This window comes from Halomarina salina, from assembly GCF_023074835.1.
Lineage (GTDB): Archaea > Halobacteriota > Halobacteria > Halobacteriales > Haloarculaceae > Halomarina > Halomarina salina.
This window is the reverse complement of the sequence record NZ_JALLGW010000001.1, coordinates 1,140,724-1,166,843: the sequence shown is the minus strand read 5'-3', so window position 1 is coordinate 1,166,843 and position 26,120 is coordinate 1,140,724. Positions and strand designations below refer to the sequence as shown.

The 26,120-nt window shown below is 68.7% G+C and carries 28 protein-coding genes; 14 read left to right on the top strand and 14 right to left on the bottom strand.

Annotated features, from left to right (window positions below; genetic code table 11):
• Positions 1 to 97 precede the first annotated feature (97 nt).
• From MX571_RS05955 to MX571_RS05940, 4 genes are all read left to right on the top strand, one after another.
• On the top strand, positions 98 to 2,104 hold the full coding sequence (locus tag MX571_RS05955) for a beta-propeller domain-containing protein (protein WP_247414671.1): 2,007 nt from the start codon (positions 98 to 100) through the stop codon (positions 2,102 to 2,104).
• A 115-nt stretch (positions 2,105 to 2,219) separates the two neighbouring features.
• Positions 2,220 to 3,758 (top strand): M14 family zinc carboxypeptidase, encoded by a 1,539-nt coding sequence (locus MX571_RS05950; RefSeq protein ID WP_247414670.1) that lies wholly within the window; start codon positions 2,220 to 2,222, stop codon positions 3,756 to 3,758.
• A gap of 107 nt (positions 3,759 to 3,865) precedes the next feature.
• Entirely contained in the window at positions 3,866 to 4,807 is a 942-nt protein-coding gene (locus MX571_RS05945; RefSeq protein WP_247414669.1) for an NAD(P)H-binding protein, read from the top strand.
• Positions 4,808 to 5,554 carry a DUF7530 family protein gene (locus MX571_RS05940; RefSeq protein WP_247414668.1) on the top strand — a complete coding sequence of 249 codons (747 nt, stop codon included), beginning with the start codon at positions 4,808 to 4,810 and terminating at the stop codon, positions 5,552 to 5,554.
• A gap of 29 nt (positions 5,555 to 5,583) precedes the next feature.
• Here the strand turns inward: MX571_RS05940 and MX571_RS05935 are convergent, their stop codons facing one another.
• Positions 5,584 to 5,757 (bottom strand): DUF5786 family protein, encoded by a 174-nt coding sequence (locus MX571_RS05935; RefSeq protein WP_247414667.1) that lies wholly within the window; start codon positions 5,755 to 5,757, stop codon positions 5,584 to 5,586.
• A gap of 171 nt (positions 5,758 to 5,928) precedes the next feature.
• On the opposite strand from MX571_RS05935, the gene MX571_RS05930 reads away from it, so the two are divergent.
• The gene (locus MX571_RS05930) at positions 5,929 to 6,978 is read left to right on the top strand and encodes a DUF5784 family protein (RefSeq protein WP_247414666.1); all 1,050 of its coding nucleotides are present in this window, start codon (positions 5,929 to 5,931) and stop codon (positions 6,976 to 6,978) included.
• 6 nt (positions 6,979 to 6,984) lie between these two features.
• Here the strand turns inward: MX571_RS05930 and MX571_RS05925 are convergent, their stop codons facing one another.
• Both MX571_RS05925 and MX571_RS05920 read right to left on the bottom strand, forming a co-directional pair.
• Positions 6,985 to 7,203 (bottom strand): hypothetical protein, encoded by a 219-nt coding sequence (locus MX571_RS05925; RefSeq protein ID WP_247414665.1) that lies wholly within the window; start codon positions 7,201 to 7,203, stop codon positions 6,985 to 6,987.
• Between the two features lie 230 nt (positions 7,204 to 7,433).
• Entirely contained in the window at positions 7,434 to 7,721 is a 288-nt protein-coding gene (locus MX571_RS05920; protein WP_247414664.1) for a DUF5789 family protein, read from the bottom strand.
• Positions 7,722 to 7,886: 165 nt separating this feature from the next.
• Between MX571_RS05920 and MX571_RS05915 the strand changes: the two genes are divergently transcribed.
• Both MX571_RS05915 and MX571_RS05910 read left to right on the top strand, forming a co-directional pair.
• Positions 7,887 to 8,666, top strand: a complete 780-nt coding sequence (locus MX571_RS05915) for a PHP domain-containing protein (protein ID WP_247414663.1) — start codon at positions 7,887 to 7,889, stop codon at positions 8,664 to 8,666.
• Positions 8,667 to 8,733: 67 nt separating this feature from the next.
• Positions 8,734 to 8,898: a DUF6757 family protein gene (locus MX571_RS05910; RefSeq protein ID WP_247414662.1), complete on the top strand. Its 165-nt coding sequence runs from the start codon at positions 8,734 to 8,736 to the stop codon at positions 8,896 to 8,898.
• A gap of 462 nt (positions 8,899 to 9,360) precedes the next feature.
• Here the strand turns inward: MX571_RS05910 and MX571_RS05905 are convergent, their stop codons facing one another.
• Positions 9,361 to 9,699: a 4Fe-4S dicluster domain-containing protein gene (locus MX571_RS05905; RefSeq protein WP_247414661.1), complete on the bottom strand. Its 339-nt coding sequence runs from the start codon at positions 9,697 to 9,699 to the stop codon at positions 9,361 to 9,363.
• 221 nt (positions 9,700 to 9,920) lie between these two features.
• Here MX571_RS05905 and MX571_RS05900 point away from each other — a divergent pair, with 221 nt between their 5' ends.
• Complete coding sequence (locus MX571_RS05900; protein WP_247414660.1) at positions 9,921 to 10,388, top strand: cupin domain-containing protein; 468 nt, start codon at positions 9,921 to 9,923, stop codon at positions 10,386 to 10,388.
• Positions 10,389 to 10,458: 70 nt separating this feature from the next.
• Positions 10,459 to 10,833: a DCC1-like thiol-disulfide oxidoreductase family protein gene (locus MX571_RS05895; protein WP_247414659.1), complete on the top strand. Its 375-nt coding sequence runs from the start codon at positions 10,459 to 10,461 to the stop codon at positions 10,831 to 10,833.
• A gap of 55 nt (positions 10,834 to 10,888) precedes the next feature.
• On the opposite strand, the gene MX571_RS05890 is transcribed toward MX571_RS05895, so the two are convergent.
• Complete coding sequence (locus MX571_RS05890; protein WP_247414658.1) at positions 10,889 to 11,827, bottom strand: aminoglycoside phosphotransferase family protein; 939 nt, start codon at positions 11,825 to 11,827, stop codon at positions 10,889 to 10,891.
• Positions 11,828 to 12,042: 215 nt separating this feature from the next.
• Positions 12,043 to 13,206: an acyl-CoA dehydrogenase family protein gene (locus tag MX571_RS05885; RefSeq protein ID WP_247414657.1), complete on the bottom strand. Its 1,164-nt coding sequence runs from the start codon at positions 13,204 to 13,206 to the stop codon at positions 12,043 to 12,045.
• A gap of 89 nt (positions 13,207 to 13,295) precedes the next feature.
• On the opposite strand from MX571_RS05885, the gene MX571_RS05880 reads away from it, so the two are divergent.
• Complete coding sequence (locus tag MX571_RS05880; protein WP_247414656.1) at positions 13,296 to 13,856, top strand: HPP family protein; 561 nt, start codon at positions 13,296 to 13,298, stop codon at positions 13,854 to 13,856.
• A 46-nt stretch (positions 13,857 to 13,902) separates the two neighbouring features.
• Here MX571_RS05880 and MX571_RS05875 read toward each other — a convergent pair whose 3' ends face one another.
• From MX571_RS05875 to alaS, 4 genes are all read right to left on the bottom strand, one after another.
• On the bottom strand, positions 13,903 to 14,637 hold the full coding sequence (locus tag MX571_RS05875; protein ID WP_247414655.1) for a type 1 glutamine amidotransferase: 735 nt from the start codon (positions 14,635 to 14,637) through the stop codon (positions 13,903 to 13,905).
• Between the two features lie 162 nt (positions 14,638 to 14,799).
• Positions 14,800 to 16,554 carry a hypothetical protein gene (locus MX571_RS05870; RefSeq protein WP_247414654.1) on the bottom strand — a complete coding sequence of 585 codons (1,755 nt, stop codon included), beginning with the start codon at positions 16,552 to 16,554 and terminating at the stop codon, positions 14,800 to 14,802.
• A gap of 314 nt (positions 16,555 to 16,868) precedes the next feature.
• Positions 16,869 to 17,756: an alpha/beta fold hydrolase gene (locus MX571_RS05865; RefSeq protein WP_247414653.1), complete on the bottom strand. Its 888-nt coding sequence runs from the start codon at positions 17,754 to 17,756 to the stop codon at positions 16,869 to 16,871.
• 83 nt (positions 17,757 to 17,839) lie between these two features.
• On the bottom strand, positions 17,840 to 20,617 hold the full coding sequence (alaS, locus tag MX571_RS05860; protein WP_247414652.1) for an alanine--tRNA ligase: 2,778 nt from the start codon (positions 20,615 to 20,617) through the stop codon (positions 17,840 to 17,842).
• Positions 20,618 to 20,777: 160 nt separating this feature from the next.
• On the opposite strand from alaS, the gene MX571_RS05855 reads away from it, so the two are divergent.
• Positions 20,778 to 21,278 (top strand): TspO/MBR family protein, encoded by a 501-nt coding sequence (locus MX571_RS05855; RefSeq protein ID WP_247414651.1) that lies wholly within the window; start codon positions 20,778 to 20,780, stop codon positions 21,276 to 21,278.
• 27 nt (positions 21,279 to 21,305) lie between these two features.
• On the opposite strand, the gene MX571_RS05850 is transcribed toward MX571_RS05855, so the two are convergent.
• From MX571_RS05850 to MX571_RS05835, 4 genes are all read right to left on the bottom strand, one after another.
• Entirely contained in the window at positions 21,306 to 21,665 is a 360-nt protein-coding gene (locus MX571_RS05850) for a type II toxin-antitoxin system VapC family toxin (RefSeq protein WP_247414650.1), read from the bottom strand.
• A complete protein-coding gene (locus MX571_RS05845; RefSeq protein ID WP_247414649.1) occupies positions 21,658 to 21,906 on the bottom strand; it encodes an antitoxin VapB family protein in 249 nt (82 codons plus the stop codon). The genes MX571_RS05850 and MX571_RS05845 overlap by 8 nt, the downstream gene beginning before the upstream one ends.
• Positions 21,907 to 21,995: 89 nt before the next feature.
• On the bottom strand, positions 21,996 to 22,835 hold the full coding sequence (locus MX571_RS05840) for an SDR family NAD(P)-dependent oxidoreductase (protein ID WP_247414648.1): 840 nt from the start codon (positions 22,833 to 22,835) through the stop codon (positions 21,996 to 21,998).
• A gap of 117 nt (positions 22,836 to 22,952) precedes the next feature.
• On the bottom strand, positions 22,953 to 23,945 hold the full coding sequence (locus tag MX571_RS05835; protein WP_247414647.1) for a replication factor C small subunit: 993 nt from the start codon (positions 23,943 to 23,945) through the stop codon (positions 22,953 to 22,955).
• 240 nt (positions 23,946 to 24,185) lie between these two features.
• Between MX571_RS05835 and MX571_RS05830 the strand changes: the two genes are divergently transcribed.
• From MX571_RS05830 to MX571_RS05820, 3 genes are all read left to right on the top strand, one after another.
• The gene (locus tag MX571_RS05830) at positions 24,186 to 25,217 is read left to right on the top strand and encodes a bactofilin family protein (RefSeq protein WP_247414646.1); all 1,032 of its coding nucleotides are present in this window, start codon (positions 24,186 to 24,188) and stop codon (positions 25,215 to 25,217) included.
• A gap of 90 nt (positions 25,218 to 25,307) precedes the next feature.
• Positions 25,308 to 25,505, top strand: coding sequence for a ubiquitin-like small modifier protein SAMP2 (gene samp2 / locus MX571_RS05825; RefSeq protein ID WP_247414645.1), 198 nt, complete (start codon positions 25,308 to 25,310; stop codon positions 25,503 to 25,505).
• Positions 25,502 to 25,978 (top strand): GNAT family N-acetyltransferase, encoded by a 477-nt coding sequence (locus tag MX571_RS05820; protein WP_247414644.1) that lies wholly within the window; start codon positions 25,502 to 25,504, stop codon positions 25,976 to 25,978. The genes samp2 and MX571_RS05820 overlap by 4 nt, the downstream gene beginning before the upstream one ends.
• The last annotated feature ends 142 nt before the right edge of the window (positions 25,979 to 26,120 follow it).

Genomic DNA, 26,120 nt, shown 5'->3' with positions numbered 1-26,120 from the left:
TCGACAGCAGTCGGCCCGACACGTCCCCGTCGAGCGACCCTCAAACCCCCATTTGACGCTCCACAACGACTACCCTCTGGTACGTGCTACCGAGTGTATGCGCTCCCCGATTCCCGACACGAGGCGAGGCGTCGGCGTCGCGATGGCCGTCGTGGTCGTCGTCGCTGCCGTCGGCGTCGCCGGACTCGTCGGCTCCGCACTCCTCCCCGACGAGGCGAACGCTGACTCGCCCGAACCGCTCTCCATGGTCACCTCCGACTCCGAAGAGTCGTTCGCCAGCTACCTCGCCGACGGCGAGCGTCGCAGCGGCTACTACGGTGTCGCCGTCGGTGGCGGGGCCGTCGCCGAGACGGCCGCAGACGGTGGCCGGACCGACACCGCGGCCGCCACCGAGAGCGCCGCCAGCGCCGGAGCGGCGAGCGGCGACGACGGCGGCAGCGCCGCGCCCGCCCACTCCTCGACGAACGTGCAGGTCACCGGTATCGACGAGGCGGACGTCATCAAGACCGACGGGAAGCACATCTACTACAGCGGGACGCGAAGCGGGGCGACGCAGGTCATCGCGGCGCTGCCCGCCGACTCGCCCGCCGCCGTCGCCAGCGTGCCCGACGGCGGCCGGCTGTTCCTCGTGAACGAGACGCTGGTCGTCATCGGGAGCGACCGCATCACCGGGTACGACGTGAGCGACCCCGAGGACCCGACCCAGCGCTGGGAGCACGCGCTCGACGCGCAGGTCCGGACCGCGCGGCTGACCGACGGGCAGGTCTACCTCGTCCTCTCGACGGCCCCGCGTGCGTGCCCGGTCGAACCGGTCGGCGGTGCGGAGGTGGCCTGCACCGACGTCCTCCACCCGCGCGACCCGATGCCCGTCGACACGACGTACACCGTGACGACGCTCGACCCCCACGACGGGACGGTCGGCGACCGCGTCTCGTTCGTCGGCACCTACCGGTCGGTCGTCTCGATGTCCGAGAACGCGCTGTACGTCACCTACACCGAGTACACCGACCAGCGCGAGGCCATGCTCCAGTACCTCCTGAACGACGGTCGCTCCGAGATTCCCGACGACGTGGCCGCCCGACTGGAGGAGGTCCAGGGCTACGACCTCTCGCCGCAGGCCGAAGCCGTCGAGGTGCAGGCGACGCTCGAACAGTGGTTCCGCACCCTCGACGCCCGAGAACAGAAGGAGGCCCGGGAGACCATCTACGAGGGCTTCCGGAGCTACCTCGACGACCGCAAGCGCTCGCTGACGACGACCCACGTCGTCCGCGTCTCGACGGACGACCTCTCGGTCGAAGCGACGGGCGCGGTGCCGGGCCAGCCGCTCGACCAGTTCTCCATCGACGAACACGACGGCCACCTGCGCATCGCGACGACGGTCGGCGGCGGGACCACCGAGTCCGAGAACGACCTCTACGTCCTCGACGCCGAGTCGCTCGATATCACCGGCGAGGCGACGGGGATGGGCGAGAACGAGCGCATCTACAGCGTCCGGTTCGACGGCGACCGGGGCTACGTCGTCACGTTCCGGCAGATCGACCCGTACCACGTGCTCGACCTCTCGGACCCCGAGAACCCCACAGTCGAGGGCGAACTGAAGCTCCCCGGCGTCTCGACGTACCTCCACCCGCTCGGCGAGGACCAGGTGCTCGGCGTCGGCCAGGAGGACGGCCGCGTGAAACTCGTCGTCTTCGACTCCAGCGACCCCACGGACCCGACCATCGCCCACGAGACGGTGCTCGACGCGCGCTGGTCCGAGGCCGCCCACGACCACCACGCGTTCCTGCTCGACGCCCGCAAGGAGGTGTTCTTCCTCCCGACCGAGACCGGTGGACAGGTGTTCGACTACTCGCTGGACCGGGTGGCCGAGATAGACGTCGACAATCCGCGTCGCGCCGTCTACATCGGCGACCACCTCTACGTCGCCGGGTCGGAACTGGTCGTCGTCGACGAGCGGACGTGGACCGAGACGGCCCGCATCGAACTGGACGCCGGCCCCGGCTACCTGACCGAGGAGCGCTCCCGGGCGAGCGACGGCGGCCGCGACGAACCCGACGAGGGAGAGACGACCCCGACGTCGAAGGTCGTCGCTCCGGTCGCGTAACCCGTCGATATCTTCGGACGACGAGAGTTAATTTCACAAAATTCTACCGATAAACAGATTGATTGCAGAGAGGTGAGAACGGTAGTCACCCCCAGTCTGTGGGTGCTGGTAGCACATGAGACGACGACAGTTCCTCACCACGACGAGCATCGCTGTGGCGGCCGCGGGCCTCCCCAGCGTGGCCGCACAGGACGACGACGAACCCCCGAACCCGAACGCGTACCTCACCAACCGGCAGTTGGCCGAGCAACTCCGCCTGCTGGACAGGAGTCGGCACGTCTCGCTCCGGCCTATCGGCCGGTCGGCGGGGCTGGGCGCGCCCATCTGGGAGGTGACGCTCGGCGAGGGCGACACGAACGTCCACCTCATCACCCAGATACACGGCGACGAACCGGCGGGTACCGACGCCATCGTGAAGGTGCTCCAGCAGGTCACCGCCGAACCGGACCGCTTCGAGGACGTGCTGCGCGAACTCACCGTCACCGTCGTCCCGCGGGTCAACCCCGACGGCGCGATGTTCGGCTGGGACACCGACACCGACGGCGACGACGAGCGCATCACCCGGCGGCAGAACACCCAGGAGTGGGACGAGTCCGACTCGCGGTACGAACCGTACTACCACTACGCGCAGGGCGACGACCACCCGTTCGCCCAGCCGAACCCGCCGAGCGGCTACGACATGAACCGCGACTTCAACCTCCGGGCGGAACTCGGCGACCGGCGACCCGGACACGGCGGCGGTCCGAACGGAGCCGAGGGCGGCGAGAGCGAGTCGAACGGCGAGGGCAACGGGAACGGCGAGAACGATGCGAAGGGCAACGGGAACGGAAACGGAAACCACGGGAACCACGGTGGGGGCCACACCGACTACCTCCCCGAGGAGTGGTGGACCGGCTACGAGCGGAACGACGAGACGCGCCACCGACTCGACATGCCCTACGAGGGGTACACGCTGCAATCGAGCGGGCTACGGCTCGCTCCCGAGGTGCGCGCCGTGACGCGGTCGTTCCTGCGCGCCGACCCCGACTACGCCATCACCCACCACCACCAGGGTATCCCGACGGTGCCGGACACCGACCCCGCCGAACCCTCCGTCATGAGCGTCATGGCGGCGTTCGGCCCGTCCTACCTCGACCGCGCGCCGTTCTACGACGGCGAGGGGCCGGTCGAGGACGCCGTCAACCCGTTCATCGACGAGGCGACGAGCCAGCGGTCGCTCCGCCTCAACAGCCTCGTCGAGGAGCGACTGGCCGCGGAGACCGACCCCTGGGACGACTTCGACACCGTGACGCGCTACGGCTACACGACGCTCTGGGGGTCGTACCTCGACGCGCTCTGCCCGCGGACGAACGCCGCGGGGATGCTGTACGAGATATCCGGCCAGTCCGACTCCGTCGGGTCGCGAGCGTACGGGCAGAAGGTCGAGGCGTCGCGCGTCGGCTTCGTCGAGACGTTCGAGGCGCTGGCGGCCGACCCCGAACTGTCGTCGGTCGACGCGGAGTCGTACTTCGACATCCCGCTGAGCGGCGAGGAGTACCCCGTCGACGACCCCGAGGGGACCGGCCGGGCGGCCGCCCGCGGTCGGACCGGGGCGCGCGGCCGGACCGGTAGTCCCGGCCCCGAACTCCCGCCACACCCGGCCAGGCTGTTCTGACGCGCTCGGTTCACCCCTTCGCGAATCGAACCCACCGGGCGCGTGGAAACCGCCGACCCGACCGCCGGGAGGCCAAGGGGTAAGCGCGTCCCGCCCCTAGCTTCTCTATGCGAGTTCTGGTCACCGGCGCGACCGGGTTCGTCGGGAGTCGCCTCGTCCCGATGCTGGTCGAGGCGGGCCACGACGTCGTCGCACTGGTGCGCGACCCGAGCGACTACGACCCGCCGGAGGGCATCACGGTGGAGCAGGGCGACCTGCTGGAGGCCGGCAGTTTCGAACACGCCCTCGCGGACGTCGAGGCCGCGTACTACCTCGTCCACTCGATGGGAGCGGGCGACGAGTTCGAGGAGCGCGACCGCCTCGCCGCCCGGCAGTTCGTCGCCGCGGCGAACGAGGCCGGACTGTCGCGGGTCGTCTACCTCAGCGGACTCGGCGACGACCGCGACCGCCTCTCGAAACACCTCAAGTCCCGCCGCGAGGTCGAGACCATCCTCCGGGAGGGCGACCCCGAGGTGACCGTCCTCCGGGCCGCGATAGTGGTCGGCGACGGGTCGGCGAGTTTCGACATCGTCCGCCAGTTGGCCGAGCGCCTGCCGGTGATGGTGACGCCGCAGTGGGTCGACACGGAGTGCCAGCCCATCGCCGTCGACGACGTCGTCGCGTACCTCGTGGGCGTGCTCGACGTGCCGGAGACCGCAGGCGAGACCTACCAGATCGGCGGGCCGGAGGTGCTGACCTACCGGGAACTCATCGAACGCACCGCCGAACTGTCGCGGGGGCGCCGACCGCTGGTCGTCCCGGTGCCCGTCCTCACGCCCCGACTGTCGTCGTACTGGCTGGTGCTGACGACCGACGTGGAGATGAGCGTCGCTCGACCGCTCGTCGACGGGATGCGCAACCCCGTCGTCGTCGAGGACACGCGCATCCGTGACCTCGTCCCCGTCGACCCGACGACGTTCGACGAGGCGGTCCAGCGCGCGCTCGGTCCCGACCAGCTCCACGACGCCGAGCCGCCGACCGAGCGCCCGCAGCCCCGCGGAGCGCGCTGAATGGCGAAGGTCGAGTTCGGCGAGACGTGGACCTACGAGTCCATCGTCTCGGCGCTACCGGGCATCCGGGTGTCCAAACCGCTCGCCATCGGCATCCAGCTAGCGGTGTTCGAGGTGGCCGTCGTCGTCGTCTGGGCCGTCTACGGCTTCCCGACCGAGACGCTGTTCGCGGGCACCGCCGCCGTCGTCGTCGCGGCTATCGGGAGCGTCGAGATGCTGCGCATCTCGCGACTCGTCCGGTCCGAGCGCCTCCCCCCGGCGTACCCGCGACTGCTGTTCGGGTCGAGCATCGAGGTGGTGCTGGCGGTGCTGGCGTACGTCGCCTTCCTCACCTACCTGTTCACGACAGGGGCGCAGGAGTCCCCGGCGCTGCTCGAACGGCTGTTCGGCCCGGAGCCGCCGGTCCTCGCCGTCTACGTCACGCTGCTCGTCCTCTGGGACGTCTGCTACCGCATCGGGACGGCGTGGTGGGCCTCGGTGGTCGCGCTGTGGCGCTCCGTGCGCTACCGGTTCGACGAACCGACGGCGCGAGCGCTCCGCCGGGCGGACCTGGAGGTGGTCGCCTTCGCCACCGCACAGCTCGTGCTCGTCCCGTTCGTCCGCAGCCAGCCGGTCATCGTCGCCGTCCTCGTCGGCCACGTCCTGGCCGTCTGGCTCGTGGCGGGGTCGTCGTCGGTGCTGGTGACACTCAGAGCGCGGACGGACACCACCGATGGTCACGGGGACGGTGCCGTCGCTCGGGAGTAGCGTCACACCGCAGGAGTCGGGAAACCGAACTACCGGGACTTCATCTCCTTGAACTGGTCGAGCAGCGCCTCGGCGGACTCGCCGGAGTCGTACTCGAGTTTCCCCCGGTACTCCGTCCGCTCGTCGTCGAAGTCCGTGTCGACCGCGGCCGCCTTCGCCTCGCGACGCTCGTGCTCGTCTTCGTCATAGGCACCCATTGACATGGTACACATAGTCTTGCGAACTACAGAGTATCAATGTAACGGATAATTTCGATGAACGTCCGACAGTGGTAATCGACAGTTCGGAGATACGACAGGGTGACGCGCGGGCCGGTGCGTGCCGGACGATATCGGGGTCGTAACTGCTAACCGCTCTCGGAGGAAGCACGAACCGTGGCAGGACCGTTACGATTCCGTCGGTCGACCGAAGCGTGGTCCGAGCGACGGGTCGAGCGTTCGCTCCTCGCACCGCTCGACGACCGGTTCGGTGCGACGCTCGGCGAGACCCGAGTGCCGCCACCGGAGCCGTACGCGGGCGTCCGTCTCGACATGGCGAACGGTGACGTCGCGCTGTTCGCGTGGTACAACGAGGAGGGGGAACGCCCGACGGCCTTCTGGCTCGGGAACACCGAGACGCCCGAGGTGCTGTGGCGGACCGACAAGTTCGGCTGGGACGAGGTGCCCTACGGCGTCGCCCGGTGGGCACAGCGCGAACTGCTCGCCGACCTCGCCGAACAGGACCCGTGGCTGGCCGAGTACTCGCACCTCGCCTGGTTCTTCCTCCCCGTCTTCTTCTCGAAGGACGGCCGCGACAGCACCCGGTCGTTCTTCCGCGACCACGCTGCCGGCTTCCCCGACGCCGACCGGGACCGCGTCCTCCGGTTCTACGAGTCACTGCTGGAGACGGGTATCCTCGACCCGTACCGCGAGACGATGGCGGGGAAACTGGGGACCAGTCCACAGGTCGACGTCGTCAGGATGGGGGCGTCGATGGCCGAGTTCCACGCCGCGAAACTGCTCGCCGACTCGGACACCGAGTTCGTCCCCGAAATCGACCTCGGGAGCGGTCACGCGCTGGACTTCGTCGTGGGCGACGGCGTCCGCGACACGCCGCGCCGTGACCTCCCGCGCTCCGGCGACACGCTCGTCGAGGTGACCAGACCCGGTCCGCCCTCCACGCGTGCGGCCGACACGCCCATCGCCGCACTCAGGGCGACGGCGGACGCGAAGACCGAGGACCAGCTAGACGCCCACCCGAACGCGCTGTTGCTCGTCGACTGCTCGTCGTTCCGGGACGACCAGTGGAACACCATCCGCGCCGAACGGCCAGCCGTCGCTCACGCACCCGCCATCGTCTACCGGATGCGCCCGAACGGGTCCGTCGAGGCGTACCGCCACGGCGACTCCCCCGTCGACCTCGGCGACGCGGTGTACTGGCTCTGAGTCGACTCAGAGGCTGAGTTCGACGACCGTGACGTCCCGACAGTCCGGACAGGTGAGACTGTAGCGAAGGTGCCGTGAGCGAGGCGCTCGGTCGACGCGCGCCCGCCACTCGCCGCGGAGCAGCGAGTCCGCGAACCCGCAGTCGCAGGCCACCACCGTCTGCGCGAGTCGTTCGCTCAGTACCTCGCCACCTCGGTCGTGAGCGTCCGCGAGACCCCGAGACATACTGCCCCTTGTTAACACAGAACAATAACTCCGTCGCCTCGTTCACGACGGAATAGCAGTCGGGGAGTGTCGCGGACGCTCGGCAGGCCACGGATGGCGAGAGCCGGGTGTAGAAGTGCGAGAAGCGTCGCTCCCGAGTGACGTCATCGACCGCAGAAGATGGGGCCACGACCTGACTGGGAATCCAAGGGCCCCGTGAGTGGTACGAAACTACGCGCGTCGCCCGTCTCTCAGAAACTCACCTGTTCGGGGCCGTTCTCGCCGACCGCCGTCGGGTCGCGGTCGGAGTAGAACTTCCGGCCGATGGCCTTGCTGGAGACCGTGCTGTAGAGGGCGAGTCGCGCCGACTCGGCGTCCTCGAACGTCGTCGTCCCGAGCGGTTCGAGCGCCTCCTCGACCGTCTCCGACCCGTTGGGCAGGTCGAGCACCATGTCGCCGTGCTCGTCGATTATCTCCTGCGCCGTCGCAGGGTAGTTGTGGGCGTCGAACTCCTCCGTCGCCTCGGTGAACTGTCGCATACACGCACGGACCACGAGGTCCTTCATAAACGTTCACTATAATTCATCATCGATTGTTTAAGGACGTTGAAGGGGCACACTCAAGACCCCCTCCGCGGCCCCAGCGAGTGCCGCCAGGCGACGACGAGTCGGTGGCGTGAAGGCCCCCACTCGCCGACGGCACCCATGGTCGTCGCCGACCTCCACACCCACACCACGAACTCCGACGGGACGTTCACACTCGACACGCTCGTCGCCGCCGCCGACGAGTACGACGTCCCCGTCGTCGCCGTCACGGACCACGACCGGACGCACCCCGACCTCTCGACACCGGTCGCGCACGTCCGCGGCGTCACCGTCGTCCACGGCATCGAACTGCGCGTCGACGCGGGCGACCAGGAGGTCGACCTGCTCGGCTACGCGGTCACCGACACCCCATCCCTCGACGAGGAGACCGACCGCATCCAGGCCGACCGCGTCGACCGCGCCCGGCGCATCGTCGACCGCGTCGAGCGCGAGACCGGTGCCGAACTGGACGTCGCGTTCGAACCGGGCGTCGGCCGCCCGCACGTCGCCCGCGCCATCGCCGACAGCGACGCTCCCTACGACTACGAGGGCGCGTTCGAGCACCTCATCGGCAACGACGGGCCGTGCTACGTCGCTCGCGCCGTCCCGTCGTTCGAGCGCGGCGTCGACCTCCTCACGGACGCCTGCGGCCTCGTGAGCCTCGCCCACCCGCTCCGGTACGGCGACCCCGAGGCCGCGCTCGCGCTCTGCGAGCACCTCGACGCCGTCGAGTACCACTACGACTACGGCCGCGAGGTCGACCTCCGGCCCGTCGAGCAGGCTATCGAGCGTCACGACCTCACCGTCACCGGCGGCAGCGACGCCCACGACGAGGTGCTCGGCCGGGCCGGACTGGACCGCGACGAGTACCGCGCCTTCCGCAACAGCGTAGCGATTTAACTCGTTCGACAGCGGCGGTCCTCCCCGCACCCGCAACCCTTCAGTAGTGTCGTCCCGTAGCTAGCGTATGCAGTGTCACTACTGTGACGACCCCGCAGACATCTCCGTCGAGCGCGGCGGAGTCAAGGTCGGTCTCTGTGGCCCTCACTTCCGCCAGCGGATGGACGAACTGCGAGAGGAAGGCTGGCTCGACGACCTCCAGGACGAGATCGAGACCGACCGGTTCGACTAACGACCACCACTTTCTGCCACGCCACGTTTCGCTGCGTTCACGAGAGCGCCGCTCTCGTGAGCCAGCCAGAACTGCGCAGCAGTTCTGGTGACGGTCGCTTGCTGGTGACCCGACTCGCGTTGCTCGTCGGTCGCCAGCGGCTCCCTGGCAAAACCTCTCCCGGCAAGCGCGCGGGACTCCGTCCCGCTAGCAACCGGCGGCGAAGCCGCCGGTGACGTTCACGAGAGCGAAGCTCTCGCGTGCCAGCCGAAACCAACGGTTTCGGCGACGAAGCTTCTGGGAGCCTGTGAGACGCGAAGCGTCTCACAATGGGACTAAAAACCGGCGTCGCCCCCTTCGGGGGTTTCAGCCGGCGTTCGCTTCGTTCGCTCGCGGTACAACTGGGACCGCACTGACCGCTCCCGTACAGCACAGCGACCGCACCGCTCACCACCGCCACGAGACACCACAGAGATAGCCGTCTCAGCCCCGCGAGCCGTCCACGTCGATGGCGTCGACGGGACAGATGTCGACGCAGAGCATACAGTCGATGCACTGGCTCTCGTTGACGGGCGCGGCTTTCCGCTCACTGGTGGGGTGGCCGGGCGTCTCGGTCCACTCGAAGACGTCGACGGGGCAGTTCTCCAGACACGGCCCGGAGCCGTCGCAGATGTCGAAGTCGACGGCGACGTGCGTGCCGTGGATACCCAGCCGGTCGGGCTGGTCGACCTCCCCCCAGACGTCGTAGTCGGCGTCGATGTCCAGCCAGTCGCTGACGGAGGAGCGCTCGCGCGACTCGGCGAAGTTGGGGTCGATAGCCATTGCTGGCGCTTTGGCGGTGGGACACTTAAGCGCCTCGCGGGGAGCGCGATTCGGAGTGAGCGCAGCGAACGAGAACCGCGGACTAGCGAACGGTGAACGCAGTGAACCGTGAGCAGCGCGGTTCGAAGTGAGCCGCGGGACGCGTCGCGCCACGTCAAGTAGAAGGCGAGCACGCGGTAGGTGTGGAAAACGATATCACAGCGCCCGCCGACGGGCGGCGTATGGAGCACGTCCGCACCGACGACGTCGACGCGTGGATGAGTCCGGCCAGCGTCCGCAAACCGGTCGGAGAGAAACTCGGCGTCGAGAAGCTGGCGATGAACTACTTCGAACTCGCGCCGGGCGAGTCGTTCGCGTTCGGCTACCACCGCCACGCCGACCAGGAGGAGGTGTTCTTCGTCGTGAGCGGGGAGGCCACCTTCGAGACCGAAGACGGCGAGACGGTCGTCGGCGAGGGCGAGGCGGTCCGTTTCGAACCGAACGAGTGGCAACAGGGGTGGAACCGCGGCGACGAGCGCGTGGTCGCCGTCGCACTCGGTGCGCCCGCCGAGACCGGCGAGACCGAGATACTGCGCGACTGCGAGGACTGCGGCGAGCGCACCCCACAGCGCATCGAACCGACCGACGAGAAGGACGCGCTGCTGACCATCTGCGAGGGCTGCGGCGCGGAGACCGGCCGGTTCACCTGAAGGCGCGGAGCACGGACGCGATACCCCGCCGCGTCGGTGGATTTTCCACGCTCGGACTCGTGCCACGACCATGAGCGAACGCCGTCGAACGCGCCCGCAACTCGTCTACGACGACGACTGCGGGTTCTGTACCTGGTGCGCCCGCTGGGCCGTCCGCGTCGCTCCCGTCGACGCCGTCGGATTCGACGAGTTGACCGACGAACAGCGCGCGAGGCTCCCCGACGACTGGGAGGAGTGTGCCCACCTGCTCGTCGGGCGGACCGTCTACTCCTGTGGCGAGGCCATCGAACAGACGCTCGCCCGGTCGAACATCCCCGCGAGCGCCGCCCTCGGGCTGCTCCGGCAGGTACCGGGCTACGCCGCGTTCCGCGAGGAGAGCTACCGGTGGGCGGCCGACCACCGCGACTGGTGGGGGCAGATTCGACGCGCCGACTCCGTCGAGTAGTCGAGCGAGGGAGTCAAGCGAAGGCGTCGAGCCAGGAGCGTAGCGACCCGGTCGCTCAGGCGAGTCGGTCGCGCAGGTCCCCCAACGTCGCGTCGACGCGCTCCGCGAAGTAGTCGGCGTGACGGGCCGTCTCCGCCTCGTCGTGCTGGTCCTGCAGGTACAGCGAGCGGAGGTACGACACGCCGTTGAGCACCCGGAACGCCGCCGCTCGCTCGTCGAGGTCCGCCGGGAGCGCCCGGATAGACTCGTAGCCCCCCCGGAACGCCTCGAACCGGGCGTCGAACCCGTCCGGCCCCGCGAACACCGGGAGCGCGACCCGCCAGACGTCGAACGCGGGCGGCGCGACCAGCGCGTGTTCGAAGTCGACGACGCCCGTCACCGCCCCGTCGTGGACGCCGACGTGTTCCGGGAGCCAGTTTCCGTGACAGAGCACCGGGTCGGCGGCCGTCTCGAACGCCCCTGGCTGGTCGCGTGCGAACACCGCCACCTCGCGGGCGACGGTCGCCGCCTCGTCGTGGCCGTTCGCCGCGAGGAACCGACGCTTCTCGTCGAGGTACGCGAGCGCCGCCTCGGGCCACGACACGCCACCGCCGACGAGGGAGATGCCGCCGTCTGTCGCTTCGAGCGCGCCGAACCGCTCGAATCGACCCGCCGTCTCGTCGTGGAGGCGCGCCAGTCCGGCCCCGGCGGCGCGCGCCCACGCCTCGTCGTCGCGGGCCTCGTCGGGGAGGCCGTCGCACCACGCGGCGACGAAGTGGTGGGGTCCCGTCCCGAGGAGTTCTGGGACCGGGACGGACGTGTGGTCGGCGACGAACCCCAGCACCGCACCCTCGGTCGCGGGGTCGCCCTCCGCACTCGTCGCGCGCTTGCAGACCGCGCGGCGGCCGTCGACGGTCACCTCGTGGGTGACGTGTGGCGGGACGCGGTGGAGTTCGGGACCGACGGTGAACTGGTCGGTGTGCTGTGCGAGCGCCTCGGATACGTCTCGTGTCATGGTCGGCCCCGTCACGCGGGTAGACGGTCGGAGACGGACCGGCGCGGCCGCTCCGACCGGGAGAGGATAGCCGAATCGGGGACGGGAATCGCCTTAGTTGGTCCGGTCGCGTCGCCGGACCGGTCGGTACGGCTCCGGAGACCTATCGAGAAGAAAGGGTGTCGTTTCGAGTGGAACACCGGCGATCTCGGTCGCTCACTTCCCTCCGACCCGCGTCACTCGTAGGCGGCGAAGCCGGTGAGGTCCTGGCCGAGAATCAGCGTGTGGATGTCGTGGGTCCCCTCGTAGGTGTAGACGGTCTCAAGGTTGGCCATGTGGCGCATCGGCGAGTAGTCCGCCGTGATGCCGTTCCCACCGAGCATCTCGCGGGCGATGCGTGACTGGTCACGGGCCATCCGCACGTTGTTGCGTTTCGCCATCGAGACGTGCTGGGGGCGCAGTTCGCCGCGCTCTTTCAACTCGGCGAGGCGGTGGGCGAGCAGCTGACTCGTCGTTATCTGGGTCGCCATCTCCGCCAGTTTCTGCTGTTGGAGCTGGAATCGAGCGATGGGACCGCCGAACTGCTCGCGGTCGGTCGCGTACTCCCGAGCCGTCTCGAAGCAGTCCCGCGCTGCGCCAATCGCACCCCACGCGATGCCGTAGCGCGCCTGCGTCAGACACGACAGCGGTCCCTTCATCCCGGAAACCTCGGGAAGGACGTTCTCCTCGGGGACGTAGACGTCGTTCAGGCCGATCTCGCCCGTGATAGAGGCCCGTAGCGAGAGCTTCTCGTCGATCTTGTTGGTGGAGACGCCGTCGCGGTCGGTCTCGACGAGGAAGCCCCGCACTGGTGTGTCCTCGGCCGAGCGGTCGCGTCCCCAGACGATGGCCACGTCCGCAATCGGCGAGTTCGTGATCCACGTCTTCGAGCCGTTGAGCGTGTAGCCCTCGGCGTCGCGTTCGGCGTACGTCTCCATCGCGGTGGGGTTCGACCCGTGCTGTGGCTCGGTCAGACCGAAACAGCCGACCGCCTCGCCCCTCCCGAGAGCGGGCAACCACTCGTCTTTCTGCTCGTCGCTGCCGAACGCGTGGATGGGGTACATCACGAGCGCTCCCTGCACGCTCGCCATCGAGCGCAATCCCGAGTCACACGCCTCGAGTTCCTGCATCAGCAGACCGTAGGCGGTCTCCGAGACGTTCGGTGAGCCGTAGCCATCCAGGTTGGGCGCGTAGAACCCCAGCTCGCCCATCTCCTCGACGAGGTCCGTCGGGAACGTCCCCTCGATCCAGTGCTCGCCGACGTCCGGGCGCACCTTCTCGTCGACGAACTCGCGGGCCGTGTCGCGAATCATCCGCTCTTCGGCGTCGAGGTCCGATTCGAGACCGACGTAGTCGAGCATACCCGCGAGTCGGGTCGCGCCGGGTAAAAACGCTCGTTCGTCGGCGGCCGTTCCGTGTCGCCTTTGCGGGGCGAGCGACAGGCTGGCGTATGCTCGAACCGAGCGGCGACGCACGGGAAGCGCTCCGCGCGGGCACCCTCGCGGCGGGGATGCTCGCCGTGCTCGGCGGTCTCACCTGGGCGACCGGGGTGAGCGCGCTGTTCCCGAGTCTCGGCCCCTCGGCGTACGTCCTCGCGCTCCGGCCCGACGCCGCCGAGAGCCGACCGGACCGCGTCGTCGGCGGGCACGCCATCGGCGTCGTCGCCGGTCTCGTCGCGTACCGACTGTTCGCCGACGGCTTCGTCGTCGTCGAGAGCCACGCGCCGCTCTCGGGGGCCGCGCTCCACCTCGCCGCGGCGGGCGTCCTCTCGCTAGCGCTCACCGCCGTCGTGATGGTGTGGACCGACCTCCGCCACGCGCCAGCCTGCGCGACCACCCTCATCGTCTCGCTCGGCCTGCTCTCGACGGTCCGGGCGGGCGTCGTCGTCGTCGTCGCCGTCGCCGTCCTGCTCGCGACCCAGCGCGCGCTCGACGCGGTCGAACGGCGCTGGCTCTCCCCGGCGGTCGGCCGACTCGTCGACACGACGGGACGGACGCGGTGGAGCAAGTGAGGCGTAGGGAGAGAGTGCGAGAGCGCGAGTGGGAGAGCCGCGATCGTCAGTCCGCGGCCGGTTCGGCCCGGACGGCGTCGACGTGGTCGGTGAAGTTGTCGAACAGTCGCTTCGCCTCGCAGGCCGACGCGTAGTTCTCCTGCGTGATGCCCGAGAGGACGTGTTCGATGCGCTCCTCGCCGAGGAACTCCTTGCCCCGCGTGACCTCGCGTGCGGTCTCCTGGTCGTACTCCGGGTGGAACTGGACGCCGAAGGCGTCGCCGACGCGGAAGCCGTGGACGCCGTACTCGTTCTCGGCGAACACCGACGCACCGTCGGGCAGTTCCGACACGGTGTCGCCGTGCGTGGTGAACACCGTGAACTCGTCGTTCAGCCCGGCGAGCAGCGGCGTCTCGGCGGTCCGCTCGACCGTCCGGTAGCCGATCTCGAACCCGGCGTCGGTGTCGCGAGCGCCCATCGCCTCGACCGTCCCGCCGAGCGCGCGGGCGAGCAACTGGTGACCGAAGCAGACGCCGAGGATGGGGAGGCCGCGGTCGTGGGCCGCGCGGACCCACTCGCAGGCGTCGTCGATCCACTGTTCGTCGTCGTACGTCGACGAGCGTGAGCCGGTGACGACGACGCCGTCGTACGGTATCTGACCGTCTGCGGGCGATTCGGGCGGTAGCTGACCGTCGACGACGGAGAACTCGGCGAGGTCGGCGTCGAGTTCCCGGCGGAAGTTCCGGCGGGTACTCTCACCGGAGCGCGCGGCGTTCAGCAAAGCGAGTCGGGGACGTTCCATCTACCCTCGCTACGCCACGACCCTGTTAGTGCGTTACGCTCGGTGCAGTATGCGACACAGTCGCACGTCGAGACGGTGGCACCGCTGGGCGCGTGCGTGCTCGAAAGAATGGGTGGAGCAGGCGCGCACCTGCTCACGTCGATGTCGTTCGTCGCTCGCTGCTCAGCCGTCGAGGTCGATGGTGACCGTACTGGAGGACCCAGCGTCGACGGTCACGGTCTTCGAGTCGACGAGTTCCTGGTCGTCGGCGTGCTCGCGGACGAACGTGGTGTCGTCGCCGGGCAGTTCGTAGCCGGCCAGCGTCAGCGTGACGCCCTCACAGTCCGCGTCGTCGCTCACGCTCACGTCGAGCGTGACTTCGCCGGACGAGGCGTCGTAGCTCACCGCCTCGTAGCTGACCATGCAGCCGTTCAGGGACTTCGTGACCTCGCCGTCGGGCACCATGAACTGGCTGGTGACCTCACCGTCCGCGAGGACGGTCTGGGCCTGCAGCAGGCGACCCTGCCGCTCGTAGAAGTCGGGTGCGTCGTCGGCGTCGTCGCCGTCGACACCCAGCTGCTCGATGACGTCGCCCGTCGCGACGTCGATCTGGTAGGCGGGCACGTCGTCGCCGTTCTGGTCGTCGTCACCGTTCTGGCCATCGCCGGCGTTGTCGCTCTCGTCGCCGTCGTCACCCTCGTCGCCGTCGTCACCCTCGTCGGACTTCTGGCAGTCGATGGTGACCGTCTGCGTGCCGACCTCCTCACCGTCGGCGATGGTCGTCACGTTGTACTCGCCGTTCGCGACGTTCGAGAACGTCACGTTGCCACCTGCCTCGATGGTCTCGGTCAGCGACGCGTCGCCGCCGACCTCGATGGTGACCGGCACGTCGTTCTCGTTCGTGACCGTCGCGGTCGCACCGTCGTCGGTGCACTCGTACTCGACGCCGACTTCGGTCGGTTCTGCGTTCGGCTCGCCGAGGTCGCACTCGCTGTTGCCAGCGGCCTTGGTCTGGATGAGTTCACCGTCGTACTCGAGTCGGACCGTCGCGTCGCCCGCGTCGTCCGTCTCGACGGTGAAGTACGTCGTCTCGCTGGCGTTCAGCGAGAGGCTACCGTTCTGGTCGGTCCCGTAGACGTCGTAGTCGACGCTGACGCCGACGTCGTTGTCGTTGACGACACGGAACTTCGCGAGGTCGTCCTCGTCGTCCGTACAGATGGCCGTCAGTCGAATCTCCTCGGAGTCGACGTTCGGCTCGCCGAGGTCGCACTCGCTGTTCGTGTTGGCGTTCTTCGTCTCGACGTTGTCGCCCTCGTACATGAGGACGACCGTCGTCGCGCCGCTCGTGTTCACGTTGAAGAACACGTCCTCGCCGGCGACCGCCTCGACGGTGCCCGTCTCACCCGACCCCGCGACGCGGTAGTCGAGCGTGACGTTCTGGGCGAGGTCGCTGCGGACGCGCATCTTCGAGAGGCCGTCCTCGCTGTCCGAGCAGATACCGGTCAGGAGGATGCCCGCTTTCACGTCGTCCGTCGTGGGTGCGTCCGACCCATCGTCGGGCGCGCCACAGTCGTTCGGGTTCTCGTAGGTCTCCCCACCGAGGATGCCGACGAACGTGACGGATTCGATGTGGTACTCGTCGCCGAGGGAGAGCCTCGCCTCGGTACCGCTCACGACGCTGATACCGTCGTCGACGTCGCTACTGTCGAGTGTGACGGTCTCGGATGTCTGGGTCTCCGTGTTGTAGACGTCCAGTTTCGCCTCGCCATCCGCCAGGGCGTTCACCGAGACCCCCGTGATGTCCACGGCCGTACAGCCGTCGAACGAGACCGACGCGGACTGGTCGTCGTCGTTGCCGTTCGTGGTCACGAGCATACCAGCCCCGACGGCCGACGTGACCAGCAACGCGGTCATGAGTACGGCTACGAATCGCTTCATCGATTCTCCCCTGCTGTCGTATTCGTGGGCCGAGAGGACCCACCTGTGATGGTTTCGTCCGAATCCATGCGATTTCCTCTCCACCATTTCGACCATTAGTTACAGGTCTGCTGAGTGAGAGTATGCGACAACTATCATCATCGGTCACTCCCAAGCCCGAAATCGCACCACTGCGCCGTCGTTTGTCGGAGGATACCGACCGAAAAGTGTCGAATAACACTGCAGAAGACAGTCGTCTGTGTCGTACAGTCCACTCCGGTAGACAGTTCGGAAGACGTTCGATGGCGAAGTCCAGGGCCGGAGCGGAGAGCTGACTACGCTCGCTCGGCCAGGAAGCCGACGAGTTCGTCGTTGGCGACCCGCGAGGACTCGACGTGCGCGAGGTGGCGGCCCGGTAGCGGACAGAACTCACCCCGAGGCAGCGCGTCGGCCAGGTCGCGCCCGGCCTCGACCGGCACCACGGGGTCGTCCTCGCCGTGGCAGACGAGCGTCGGGACGGTGAGTTCGTACGGGTCGGCGCAGTCGTAGTCGAGCAGCGCGTCGACCTGCGCCGCACGAACGGCGTCGGGGGCGTCGTCCGCTCGCCACTTCTCGACGCCCGCGACGACCTCGCGCTGGCGGTCGAAGAACGACTCCGAGAAGCAGGGCGCGAGCGAGTCGGGGCCGCGACCGCCCAGCACCGAGAGCATCCCCTCGTCGAACCGGTCGCCCGACAGCGCCGTCCCGAACAGCGAGAGACTGCGGACGCGACCCGACACGCGGGCGCACTCCAGCGCGACCATCCCGCCGAGGCCCGCGCCGACGAGGTGGACCCGGCGCGCGCCGTGGTCGGCGAGCACCGCCCCCAGGTCGGCGACGAGCGTCGTCACGTCGAACGAGTCGCTCGTCGTCTCCGAGCGACCGCTCCCCCGGAGGTCCGTGACCAGCGCCTCGAACGGCCCCGACACGGCGGGGTACTGCCAGGACCACTGCCACGCGGCGTAGCCCGTCTCGCCGACGAACGCGACCGTATCGGCGTCGTTCGGGACGGCAGCCTCGCTCTCCGAGGCAGTAGCCTCGCTCTCCGAGGCGGCGGCCTCGCTCTCCGAGGCGGCGGCCTCGCTCTCCGAGGCGGCGGCCTCGCTCTCCGAGGCGGCGGCCTCGCTCTCGTCGGCACTGGTCTCGTAGTAGAGGCGAGCGTCGTCGCGGTCGACGAACGGCATGGTAGCGTCTGCGCTCGGGAGGGGTATCGGCGTTGCGTTCCGGAGCAGAAGCAGAAACGGCGATTCGCTGGAGCGTCCGACGCTCAGGCGTCGAGTTTCTGTTCGAGGATAGCCGGTGCGGCCTCCAGTGCGTCGTCCAGTGCGTCCACGTCGGGACCGCCGCCCTGTGCGAAGTCGGGCGGGCCGCCACCGCCACCGCCGACGCGACCGGCGAGTTCGCCGACCACCTCGCCGGCGTTGACCGCGACGCCGTCGGGGACGGCGACGACGAACTGCGCGCTCCCCCCGACACCGGACCCGACGACGGCGACCTTGTCGTCGTCGGCCAGCGCGTGCGCCGTCGCCCGGAGTTCGTCGGTGTCGCCGTCGAGTCGCTGGACGACGGCCGTCACGTCGCCCAGTTCGACCTCGGTGCCCTCGCTGGCCGCCGCGCGGGCCTCCGCGAGGTCGGCGGTCAGGTCCTCTATCTCCTTGCCCCGGGCCTTCCACTCCTCGAAGAACCGCTCGGCGGTGTCCGGCACCTCCGCCGGGGAGACGTCGAGCGCGTCCGCGGCGTCGTACAGCGCGTCCTCGGTGCGCTGGGTCGCCTCGATGGCGGCCTCGCCAGCGGCGAACGTGATGCGCTCGACGCCGTCCTGAATGCGCTCGGTGCTCAGTATCTTGATGGTCCCGATGTCGCCCGTACGGGTGACGTGGGTCCCGGCACAGGCCTGGACGTCGTCGCCGACGTGGATGAGGCGGATGTTCGTCCCCGGCGGGATGCCACCCTGGTAGAGGTCGAAGCCGTGCTGGCTCTCGGCCTCGTGGCGGTCGGGCCACTCCTGCGTGACGTTCGTGTTCTCCGTCACGACCTGGTTCGCGACTCGCTCGATGGCCTTCACGTCCTCGCGCGAGATGCGCTCGTAGTGCTGGACGTCGATGCGCGAGGAGTCGGTCCCCTTCTGTGCACCGGCCTGCCGGATGTGCGTCCCGAGCACCTGCCGGGCGGCGTAGCCGACGACGTGCGTCGCGGTGTGATGGGCCATCAGCCGACGGCGGCGGGCGGTGTCGATACGCCCGGTGACGAAGTCGCCCTTGCCGATGGGTTCCTCGACCCGGTGGAGGACGACGCCGTCCTCGGACTGCGTGTCCGTGACGTCGACGCTGGCGTCGTCGCTCGACAGCGTCCCGTGGTCGGCCGGTTGGCCACCACCCTCGGGGTAGAACATGGTCTGGTCGAGCACGACGTCGTAGCCGCCCTCGCGGTCGAGCACGTCGATGACGACCGCCTCGAACTCCGTCCCGTCGGGGTCGTCGTAGAACAGTCGCTCGGTCTCCGGGAGGTCGGCCACCCGCTCGTCGCGTTCGGTCTCGACCTGCGCGAGGTCGCCGCCGCCGTGACGGGCCGCGACCTGCCCGTAGAAGTCGTCGGGGATGGTGACGGAGGCACCGCGCTCCTCCGCTATCTCCTCGACCATGTCCGGCTGGATGCCGTGGGAGTCGTACAGTTCGACGACCTCCTCCAGCGGAATCGGCTCGTCGCGCTCGGCGTACTCGTCTGCGAGCTGTCGAACCCGCCGACCGCCGCGTTCGAGCGTCTCGCGGTACTTCTCCATCTCCGTGCGGACCATATCGCGGACGGTGTCGCGGTTCTGGTAGCCCAGCCGCTCGGCCTGCATGTCGACGAGTTCGTCCAGCGGCGCGTCCACGCCCACGTCGTCGACGAGGCGCTTCGTCCGGCGGAGCACGAGGCGGGCGAGGTAGCCCGATCCGGCGCTGGAGGGGACGATGCCGTCGCCGAGCATGTACGCCAGCGTCCGGCAGTGGTCCGCGACGGCGTAGATGGTCTCCAGCGGCTCCATCAGTTCCTCGAGGTACGCCCGCTCGACGCCGAGTTCGGCGGCGATGTCGGCGCGGGCCGCCATCATGTCCTCGGCCTCGTCGATGTCGAGGTTGCCCGCGAGTTTCGCGGCCTCGTGGACGAGTTCTGCGTCCTCGTCGCTCAGCTCGACGCCCGCGTTCTCCTTCAGAAACGCCGTCATCTCGGGGTAGACGGCCTCGTACACCGTCGGCGTCCCCTGGCTCATCCAGGTCCAGCGCTCCAGACCGTAGCCGGTGTCGACGATGTACGTGTCCATCGGCGAGTACCGGTTACCGTCCTTCATCTCGTACTCGCCGTCGGGGTCCTGCTCCATCGACATGAAGACGAGCGTCGCCAACTCGGCACCGCGGTAGATGACCTCGATGGCGGGGCCGGCGTTCCCGCCGCCGACCCACGGGTCCTCGATGTAGGTGATGTCGTCGATGTCGGCACCCATCGACTCGAAGAACTGGTCGCAGTAGCGCACCGTCTCGTCCTTCCAGTACACCTCACCCTCGTAGGCGTACTGCTCGGGGTCCTCCAGGTCCTCGCGGGCGTTGAACGCGTGGTGGGCCATCATCTCGAACGCCATCGTGTGGCGGCCCGTCTTCCCGACGTTGTCGATGTCCTGCATCCGGATGCAGGGCTGACTGATGCAGAGCGGGTTCGCGGGCGGCGGCGTCTGCCCCGAGGTGACGAGCGGCTGGAAGTCGTAGATAGATGCCTGCGTCAACAGCACGTCGTCGCGCCAGCGGTTCGCGGCGACTGGGTACGGCTCGATGCGCTCGTGGTCGTGGTCCTCGAAGAACGAGAGGAACGCCTCGCGCATCTCCTCGAGCGTGTACTCCTCGTCGAACCCCGGGTCGCCGATGAACGTGTACTGCGCACACGGCGGCTCCCCGCACGTCTCCCGGTCGGGGTCGCGACTCCAGAAGTGGTCCCCACAGGACGGACACTCGTGACGAGTGAACCCCTCCTCTTCGAAGTACGCCAACTGGTACTCCTCGTCGAGTTCGCTCATTACCCCTGTTTTGGCCCAGCGTCGGGTAAAACTGTTCCGAACGTGCCGAATCCGGTGTCACGGCCGACACGTTCGCATCGCCAGGTTCGGCCGACTCGGCCAGCCCCGCTCACCGTCGCCCCGGCGAACCCCTATCTCTCTCCCGCCCGTACGGTCCGCCATGGCATCGGTCACCCAGTCACGACTCCCGCACGAGCGACCGCTGCTGACGCTCGCCGGGGCCATCCTCCTCTGTGAACTCGTCGGCATCACCGGAGCGGTGTTCACCGCGACCGGCGTCGAGTCGTGGTACGCGACGCTCGAACAGCCAGCACTCGCCCCGCCGAACTGGGTGTTCGGCCCCGTCTGGACGACGCTGTACGCGCTGATGGGCGTGGCGGCGTGGCTGGTCTGGCGCGAGGGGAGAGGACGAGAACTGCGGGTCGCGCTCGGCCTCTTCGGCGTCCAGCTAGCGCTCAACTTCGCCTGGTCGTTCGTCTTCTTCGGGCAGGAGGCGATACTCGGTGGACTGGTCGTCATCCTCCTCCTGCTGTTCGCCATCGGCACGACCACCACGGCGTTCTGGCGTATCGACCGCCGGGCGGCACTGCTCATGGTCCCGTACCTCGCGTGGGTGAGCTTCGCGACGTACCTCAACTACGGGTTCTGGCAGTTGAACTGAGCGAGAGACCGATAGTGGCCGTCAGTGCTAGAACAGGTGCAGGTCAAGATCGGCCACGCGCTCGAAGTCGTCGTCGCGAGTGACGAGCGTGAGGTTTCGGGAGCGTGCAGTCCCAGCGATGAGCGTATCGACCTCACCGAGGAGCGCCCCCCGGCCGTGTAGTTCCCGGTAGAGCCGCCCCGCTTCGGCCGCATCCTCGGGAGAGAGATCGAACACGGTCTTCCGAGCGAGCAGGCCGGGGGTCTCTTCGAAGAACTTCATCAGTTCGTAGGCGCTTGCGGTGGTCGTCGCGGCGTCGCCTGCGATGTCGTCGTGGACGCGAATCGCTTCCCCGTCCTCGTAGACGAGGTCGATGAGAACGCTCGTGTCGAGGAGGTACTCAGTCACGGTGGCTCTCGATGCGCTCGCGTAGTCGACGTTCACGGCGCTCGTCTGCTTCTGTCCTGCCGCTTGGAACCTCCTCCGGTTCGAGAACGGGGGTTACGTCCGCACCGATGAGGTTCGAGAAGTCACCGGGGTCGTCTGCGGTCAGCCGGAGGACGACGTCGCTGAAGCTCTCACCCTCGCGTTTCTGCTCCGCGAGTCGCTCGTAGGCGTCCTCGCGAAGCGAGATGTTCTTCGACGACATGGGTACGTGTACGTGTACGCAGAGTAAAGGAGTTACGCAGCCGTCGGCTCGACGCGGGCCGAACAGCAGGAACGAGACCGCCCCGTCACTCAGTCGGCCGCCTGCCCGCCGTCGACGGGTATCGTGTGCCCCGTGACGTAGGAGGCGTCGTCCGAACAGAGGAACGCGACCGCGCCCGCCATCTCCTCGGGGTCGGCGATGCGGTCCATCGGCACGTCCCGCATCGCGGAGGTGTCGAAGTCCGCCCGGAGCGTGCGAACCGCGATTCGGAGGAGTCGAACCGCGGTCCTGAGGCGGTCCAGAAGCGCTATCGACGAGGCGTCGCCCGGCCCACCACCCAGTCCGGACTGGATGTTCGTCTTCGTCGGGCCGGGCGCGATGGCGTTGACGCGGACCCCCCGACTGGCGTTCTCCAGTGCGGCCGTCTTCGTCAGGCCGACGACGCCGTGTTTGCTGGCCGAGTAACTGCCGAGGCCGCCCATCCCGACCAGCCCCGCCTCGGAAGCGGTGTTGACGATAGCGCCGCTCCCCTGCTCGTTCATGACGGGGAGTTCGGCCTTCATGCACGCCCAGACGCCCTTCAGGTTGACGTCGAGTAACCGGTCCCAGTCCGCCTCCGTGATGTCGCTCACCTCGACGAAGTCGGTGAGGATGCCCGCGTTGTTGTGCGCGAGGTCGAGGCCCCCGTACGTCTCGACTGCGACCTCGACCATCCGCTCGACCGACGAGAGGTCCGAGACGTCCACCGTCACGAACGTCGCGTCACCCCCGACCTCCTCGACCAGTTCGACCGTCTCGCGGCCGCTCTCCTCGGCGACGTCGGCGACGACGACGTTCGCACCCTCCTCGGCGAAACGGAGCGCGGACGCCCGCCCGATCCCCGACCCCGCGCCGGTCACGACTGCCGTCTTCCCGTCGAATCTGTTCATCGAGAGAGACTCTCGGACGGCAGCCACTCAACTGTACTCGTTCCGACAGTCGAACCCGTACTCGTCCGTCGAGACGCTGGCCACACGATAACGGACCGCAGGAGCGCAGGACGGCGACTACTCCTCGTTCCCGAGTGCGAGCGACGCGAGCAGCGCCTCCAGCTGCACCTGCTCGTTCGCGCCGACCGTGATGCGGTAGTCCGCCTCGCCGATGCGGTCCATCACGCGGACCGCCTCCTGGTCGTCCAGACCGAACTCCCACACCGAGCGGTGCAACTGGTCGATGATGTCGCCGCCCGCGATACCCTCCTCGGTGACGAGCGTGTCGAGCTGGGAGCGGGCGACGGTGAAGTCGCCGTCGAGCGCCTTCCGGACCATCTCCTGGACGGCCTCGGGGCGCGCGGTGGAGGTGATGGCGTACACCGCCTCCTCGTCGACGGTGTCGCCCGTCGTGCTGGCGGCCTGCAGGCCGTTGATGGCCTTGCGCATGTCGCCCGCGGCGGCGTAGACGAGTGCGTCGATGCCGTCGTCGGTGACCTCGATGCCCTCGTTCGACGCGATGGCTCGCGTCTGGTCCTCGACGGCGTCGTCCGACAGCGGCGCGAACCGGAAGACGGCACACCGGGACTGGATGGGGTCGATGATCTGGCTGGAGTAGTTACACGAGAGGATGAACCGCGTGTTGTTCGAGAACTGCTCCATCGTGCGGCGCAGCGCGGACTGGGCGTCGCTCGTCAGCGCGTCCGCCTCGTCGAGGAAGATGATGCGGTAGTCGTAGCCGCCGAAGGAGACGCGGGCGAAGTTCTTGATGCGGTCACGGACCACGTCGATACCGCGCTCGTCGGAGGCGTTCAGTTCGAGGAAGTTCTCGCGCCAGTCGTCGCCGTACACCTCCTTGGCGATGGCCGTCGCGCAGGTGGTCTTCCCGACGCCGGCCGGTCCGGCGAACAGGAGGTGGGGCAGGTCGTCCTTCGCGATGTAGCTCTCCAGTCGCTCGACGATGTGCTCCTGACCGAACACCTCGTCGAGGGTCTGCGGGCGATACTTCTCGATCCAGACCTCCCGCCCGCGAGGTCGCGCCTCGCCCTCGCCCGCGTCGCTCTCGCTCATACCGGAACCCAGTTCCGGGCGTCACTTAACTACCGCGAGAGCGCCTTCGGGACGGTCTCTCCTACACACGGCTCCCTGTGTCTCCACCAGCCAGGCCGCCGGTTGTCAGCGGGAGGTCGGGTCCCCGCCCGACCCGCCCCTCGGTAGTTCCGGAGTGTCGCTGCGTGAGTACTCGCGTGCTCCGTGCCCGCACGAGGCCAGCAACCGTTATCTGCCCGCACAACATCTGTCAAACCGATTATGATTGGACGGAGAGCCATCAGGAGCGTCCTGGTCGTACTGCTCGTGGCCGTGGTCGTCCTCGGCGGGATGCCCGGCCTCGCGGCGGCGGAGACCCGGAGCGGCGGTAGCGTCGTCGTCGGTGAGAACGAGGTCGTGAACGACGACCTGCAGGTGTTCGCCGGGTCCGTGGTCATCCGTGGGACAATCAACGGTGACGTCGAAGGTGCTGCAGGCACGGTCCGCATCGAGGGGACGGTCAACGGTGACGTCAACGTGGGGGCCGGAACCGTCGAACTCGCCGAGGGTGCCGTCGTCGACGGCTCCCTGAACGCCGGCGCGGGAGACGTCGTCATCGCCGGGACGGTGCGCGGCGACGCGAACGTCGGCGGCGACACCGTCCGGTTGCTCGATACGGCGGTCGTCGGCGGCGACCTGAGCTACGACGGCGAACTCGTCCGCGCGGACGGGGCCGTCGTCGCGGGCACCGTCACCGCCACCGACGGCGGCGTCGGCCCCGTCGACTTCGGGCCGCTCGCGCCCGTCTTCGCGTTCTACGGGCTGCTCGCCTCGCTGCTGCTCGGTGCGGTGCTGCTGCTGGTGTTCCCGCGCACGGCCGACCGCGTCTCGGCGACGGCGCTCGCCGAACCGTTCCGCTCCGGTGGGACCGGCCTGCTGACGCTCGTCGGCATCCCCCTCGTACTGGTGCTGTTCGCGGTCACCATCATCGGCATCCCCATCACCATCGTCGGCGCACTCCTGTTCGCCGTCGTGGCGTGGGTGGCGACCGTCTACGGCCGCCTCGCACTCGGCAACTGGCTGCTCGGCTTCGCCGACGTGCGCAACCGCTGGGCGGGCCTCCTCGTCGGGTTCCTCGTCGTCTTCGCGGTGGGGTACGTCCCCGTCCTCGGTGGCGTCGTGGACTTCCTCGTCCTGTTGCTCGGCCTCGGCGCACTCGCGCTCGTGGTCTACCGCGCGTACCGCGGTCGCTCGGACGAACGCGCCAGCGAACCGCCGGTCGTCGACGACGACACGGGTCGGCCCACGGTCTGAGTCCGCTCCGTCACCGACCTCGGGACTCCGACTCGAACCGACTCCGACCGAACGCGACAGCCTGAAACCGCTGCTTTTCGGAGTGCACCCATGCACGTCACCGTCCACGTCTTCGGCAGGGAGGCCCACGAGGTGGACCTCCCCGACCCGACGTACGGCGACCTCATCGACGCCGTCGACCTCAACCCGCACGAGGCGACGGTGCTGGTCGACGGCCGCCCCGTCCCCGAGGACGCGCCGGTCGAGGCCAGCGAGGTGCGAGTGTTGCGACTCGTCCAGGGCGGATGAGCGCCGCGAGCGACGACGTTCGGGTTCGCTTCGCCCGGCCCGACGACCACGTCGCCGCGATGCGCGTCCTCGACGGGTCACTGCTCGACACGGATGCCGGGACAGTTCGGGAGCGCATCGAGCGAGCGGCGGTGCTGGTCGCGACCGTCGGGCTTGCGGGCTCTCCCGACGACGCGACGGCCAGGGTCGTCGGCGTCCTCGTCCTCGACACGCCCGAGCGCGAGGGTATCGCGCCGCGTCCCGAGGAGGTCCGCCCCGATACGCGCCACGTCGAGGCGATAGCCGTGACTCGGCGGCGTCGCGAGGGCGGAATCGGACGGGCGCTCGTGGAGGCGGCCGTCGAGCGAGTGGACTGTGACCGCCTCACGGCGGAGTTCCGGGCGGAGGTTGCGCCGTTCTACGAGTCGCTGGGGTTCGACGTCGACCCGCTGACCGACGGACGGCGCCGGGGCGTGTTGCGCGTCGGGCGCTGAGACCCGGCGAGGACCCTCGGGGGCGAGCAGACGGTTCCATCCGTGAGCGAGGGGCGAGACCGCTCGCCGGAGCCGAGTGGCGACGCGTCGAACCGTACTCCGGCGGAGGATGCGCCGGTTCGGGGTCGTCCCCGGTGACGCG

What these genes read in the sequence shown, in the direction of transcription:
- samp2 (WP_247414645.1), top strand. Translation starts at nt 25,308, where the DNA reads ATGCACGTCACCGTCCACGTCTTCGGCAGGGAGGCCCACGAGGTGGAC.
- MX571_RS05830 (WP_247414646.1), top strand. Translation starts at nt 24,186, where the DNA reads ATGATTGGACGGAGAGCCATCAGGAGCGTCCTGGTCGTACTGCTCGTG.
- MX571_RS05875 (WP_247414655.1), bottom strand. Translation starts at nt 14,637, where the DNA reads ATGGAACGTCCCCGACTCGCTTTGCTGAACGCCGCGCGCTCCGGTGAG.
- MX571_RS05840 (WP_247414648.1), bottom strand. Translation starts at nt 22,835, where the DNA reads ATGAACAGATTCGACGGGAAGACGGCAGTCGTGACCGGCGCGGGGTCG.
- MX571_RS05950 (WP_247414670.1), top strand. Translation starts at nt 2,220, where the DNA reads ATGAGACGACGACAGTTCCTCACCACGACGAGCATCGCTGTGGCGGCC.
- MX571_RS05940 (WP_247414668.1), top strand. Translation starts at nt 4,808, where the DNA reads ATGGCGAAGGTCGAGTTCGGCGAGACGTGGACCTACGAGTCCATCGTC.
- MX571_RS05855 (WP_247414651.1), top strand. Translation starts at nt 20,778, where the DNA reads ATGGCATCGGTCACCCAGTCACGACTCCCGCACGAGCGACCGCTGCTG.
- MX571_RS05895 (WP_247414659.1), top strand. Translation starts at nt 10,459, where the DNA reads ATGAGCGAACGCCGTCGAACGCGCCCGCAACTCGTCTACGACGACGAC.
- MX571_RS05915 (WP_247414663.1), top strand. Translation starts at nt 7,887, where the DNA reads ATGGTCGTCGCCGACCTCCACACCCACACCACGAACTCCGACGGGACG.
- MX571_RS05870 (WP_247414654.1), bottom strand. Translation starts at nt 16,554, where the DNA reads ATGAAGCGATTCGTAGCCGTACTCATGACCGCGTTGCTGGTCACGTCG.
- MX571_RS05925 (WP_247414665.1), bottom strand. Translation starts at nt 7,203, where the DNA reads ATGTCTCGGGGTCTCGCGGACGCTCACGACCGAGGTGGCGAGGTACTG.
- MX571_RS05845 (WP_247414649.1), bottom strand. Translation starts at nt 21,906, where the DNA reads ATGTCGTCGAAGAACATCTCGCTTCGCGAGGACGCCTACGAGCGACTC.
- MX571_RS05945 (WP_247414669.1), top strand. Translation starts at nt 3,866, where the DNA reads ATGCGAGTTCTGGTCACCGGCGCGACCGGGTTCGTCGGGAGTCGCCTC.
- MX571_RS05920 (WP_247414664.1), bottom strand. Translation starts at nt 7,721, where the DNA reads ATGCGACAGTTCACCGAGGCGACGGAGGAGTTCGACGCCCACAACTAC.
- MX571_RS05935 (WP_247414667.1), bottom strand. Translation starts at nt 5,757, where the DNA reads ATGTCAATGGGTGCCTATGACGAAGACGAGCACGAGCGTCGCGAGGCG.
- MX571_RS05865 (WP_247414653.1), bottom strand. Translation starts at nt 17,756, where the DNA reads ATGCCGTTCGTCGACCGCGACGACGCTCGCCTCTACTACGAGACCAGT.
- MX571_RS05910 (WP_247414662.1), top strand. Translation starts at nt 8,734, where the DNA reads ATGCAGTGTCACTACTGTGACGACCCCGCAGACATCTCCGTCGAGCGC.
- MX571_RS05890 (WP_247414658.1), bottom strand. Translation starts at nt 11,827, where the DNA reads ATGACACGAGACGTATCCGAGGCGCTCGCACAGCACACCGACCAGTTC.
- MX571_RS05820 (WP_247414644.1), top strand. Translation starts at nt 25,502, where the DNA reads ATGAGCGCCGCGAGCGACGACGTTCGGGTTCGCTTCGCCCGGCCCGAC.
- MX571_RS05885 (WP_247414657.1), bottom strand. Translation starts at nt 13,206, where the DNA reads ATGCTCGACTACGTCGGTCTCGAATCGGACCTCGACGCCGAAGAGCGG.
- MX571_RS05880 (WP_247414656.1), top strand. Translation starts at nt 13,296, where the DNA reads ATGCTCGAACCGAGCGGCGACGCACGGGAAGCGCTCCGCGCGGGCACC.
- MX571_RS05955 (WP_247414671.1), top strand. Translation starts at nt 98, where the DNA reads ATGCGCTCCCCGATTCCCGACACGAGGCGAGGCGTCGGCGTCGCGATG.
- MX571_RS05905 (WP_247414661.1), bottom strand. Translation starts at nt 9,699, where the DNA reads ATGGCTATCGACCCCAACTTCGCCGAGTCGCGCGAGCGCTCCTCCGTC.
- MX571_RS05900 (WP_247414660.1), top strand. Translation starts at nt 9,921, where the DNA reads ATGGAGCACGTCCGCACCGACGACGTCGACGCGTGGATGAGTCCGGCC.
- alaS (WP_247414652.1), bottom strand. Translation starts at nt 20,617, where the DNA reads ATGAGCGAACTCGACGAGGAGTACCAGTTGGCGTACTTCGAAGAGGAG.
- MX571_RS05835 (WP_247414647.1), bottom strand. Translation starts at nt 23,945, where the DNA reads ATGAGCGAGAGCGACGCGGGCGAGGGCGAGGCGCGACCTCGCGGGCGG.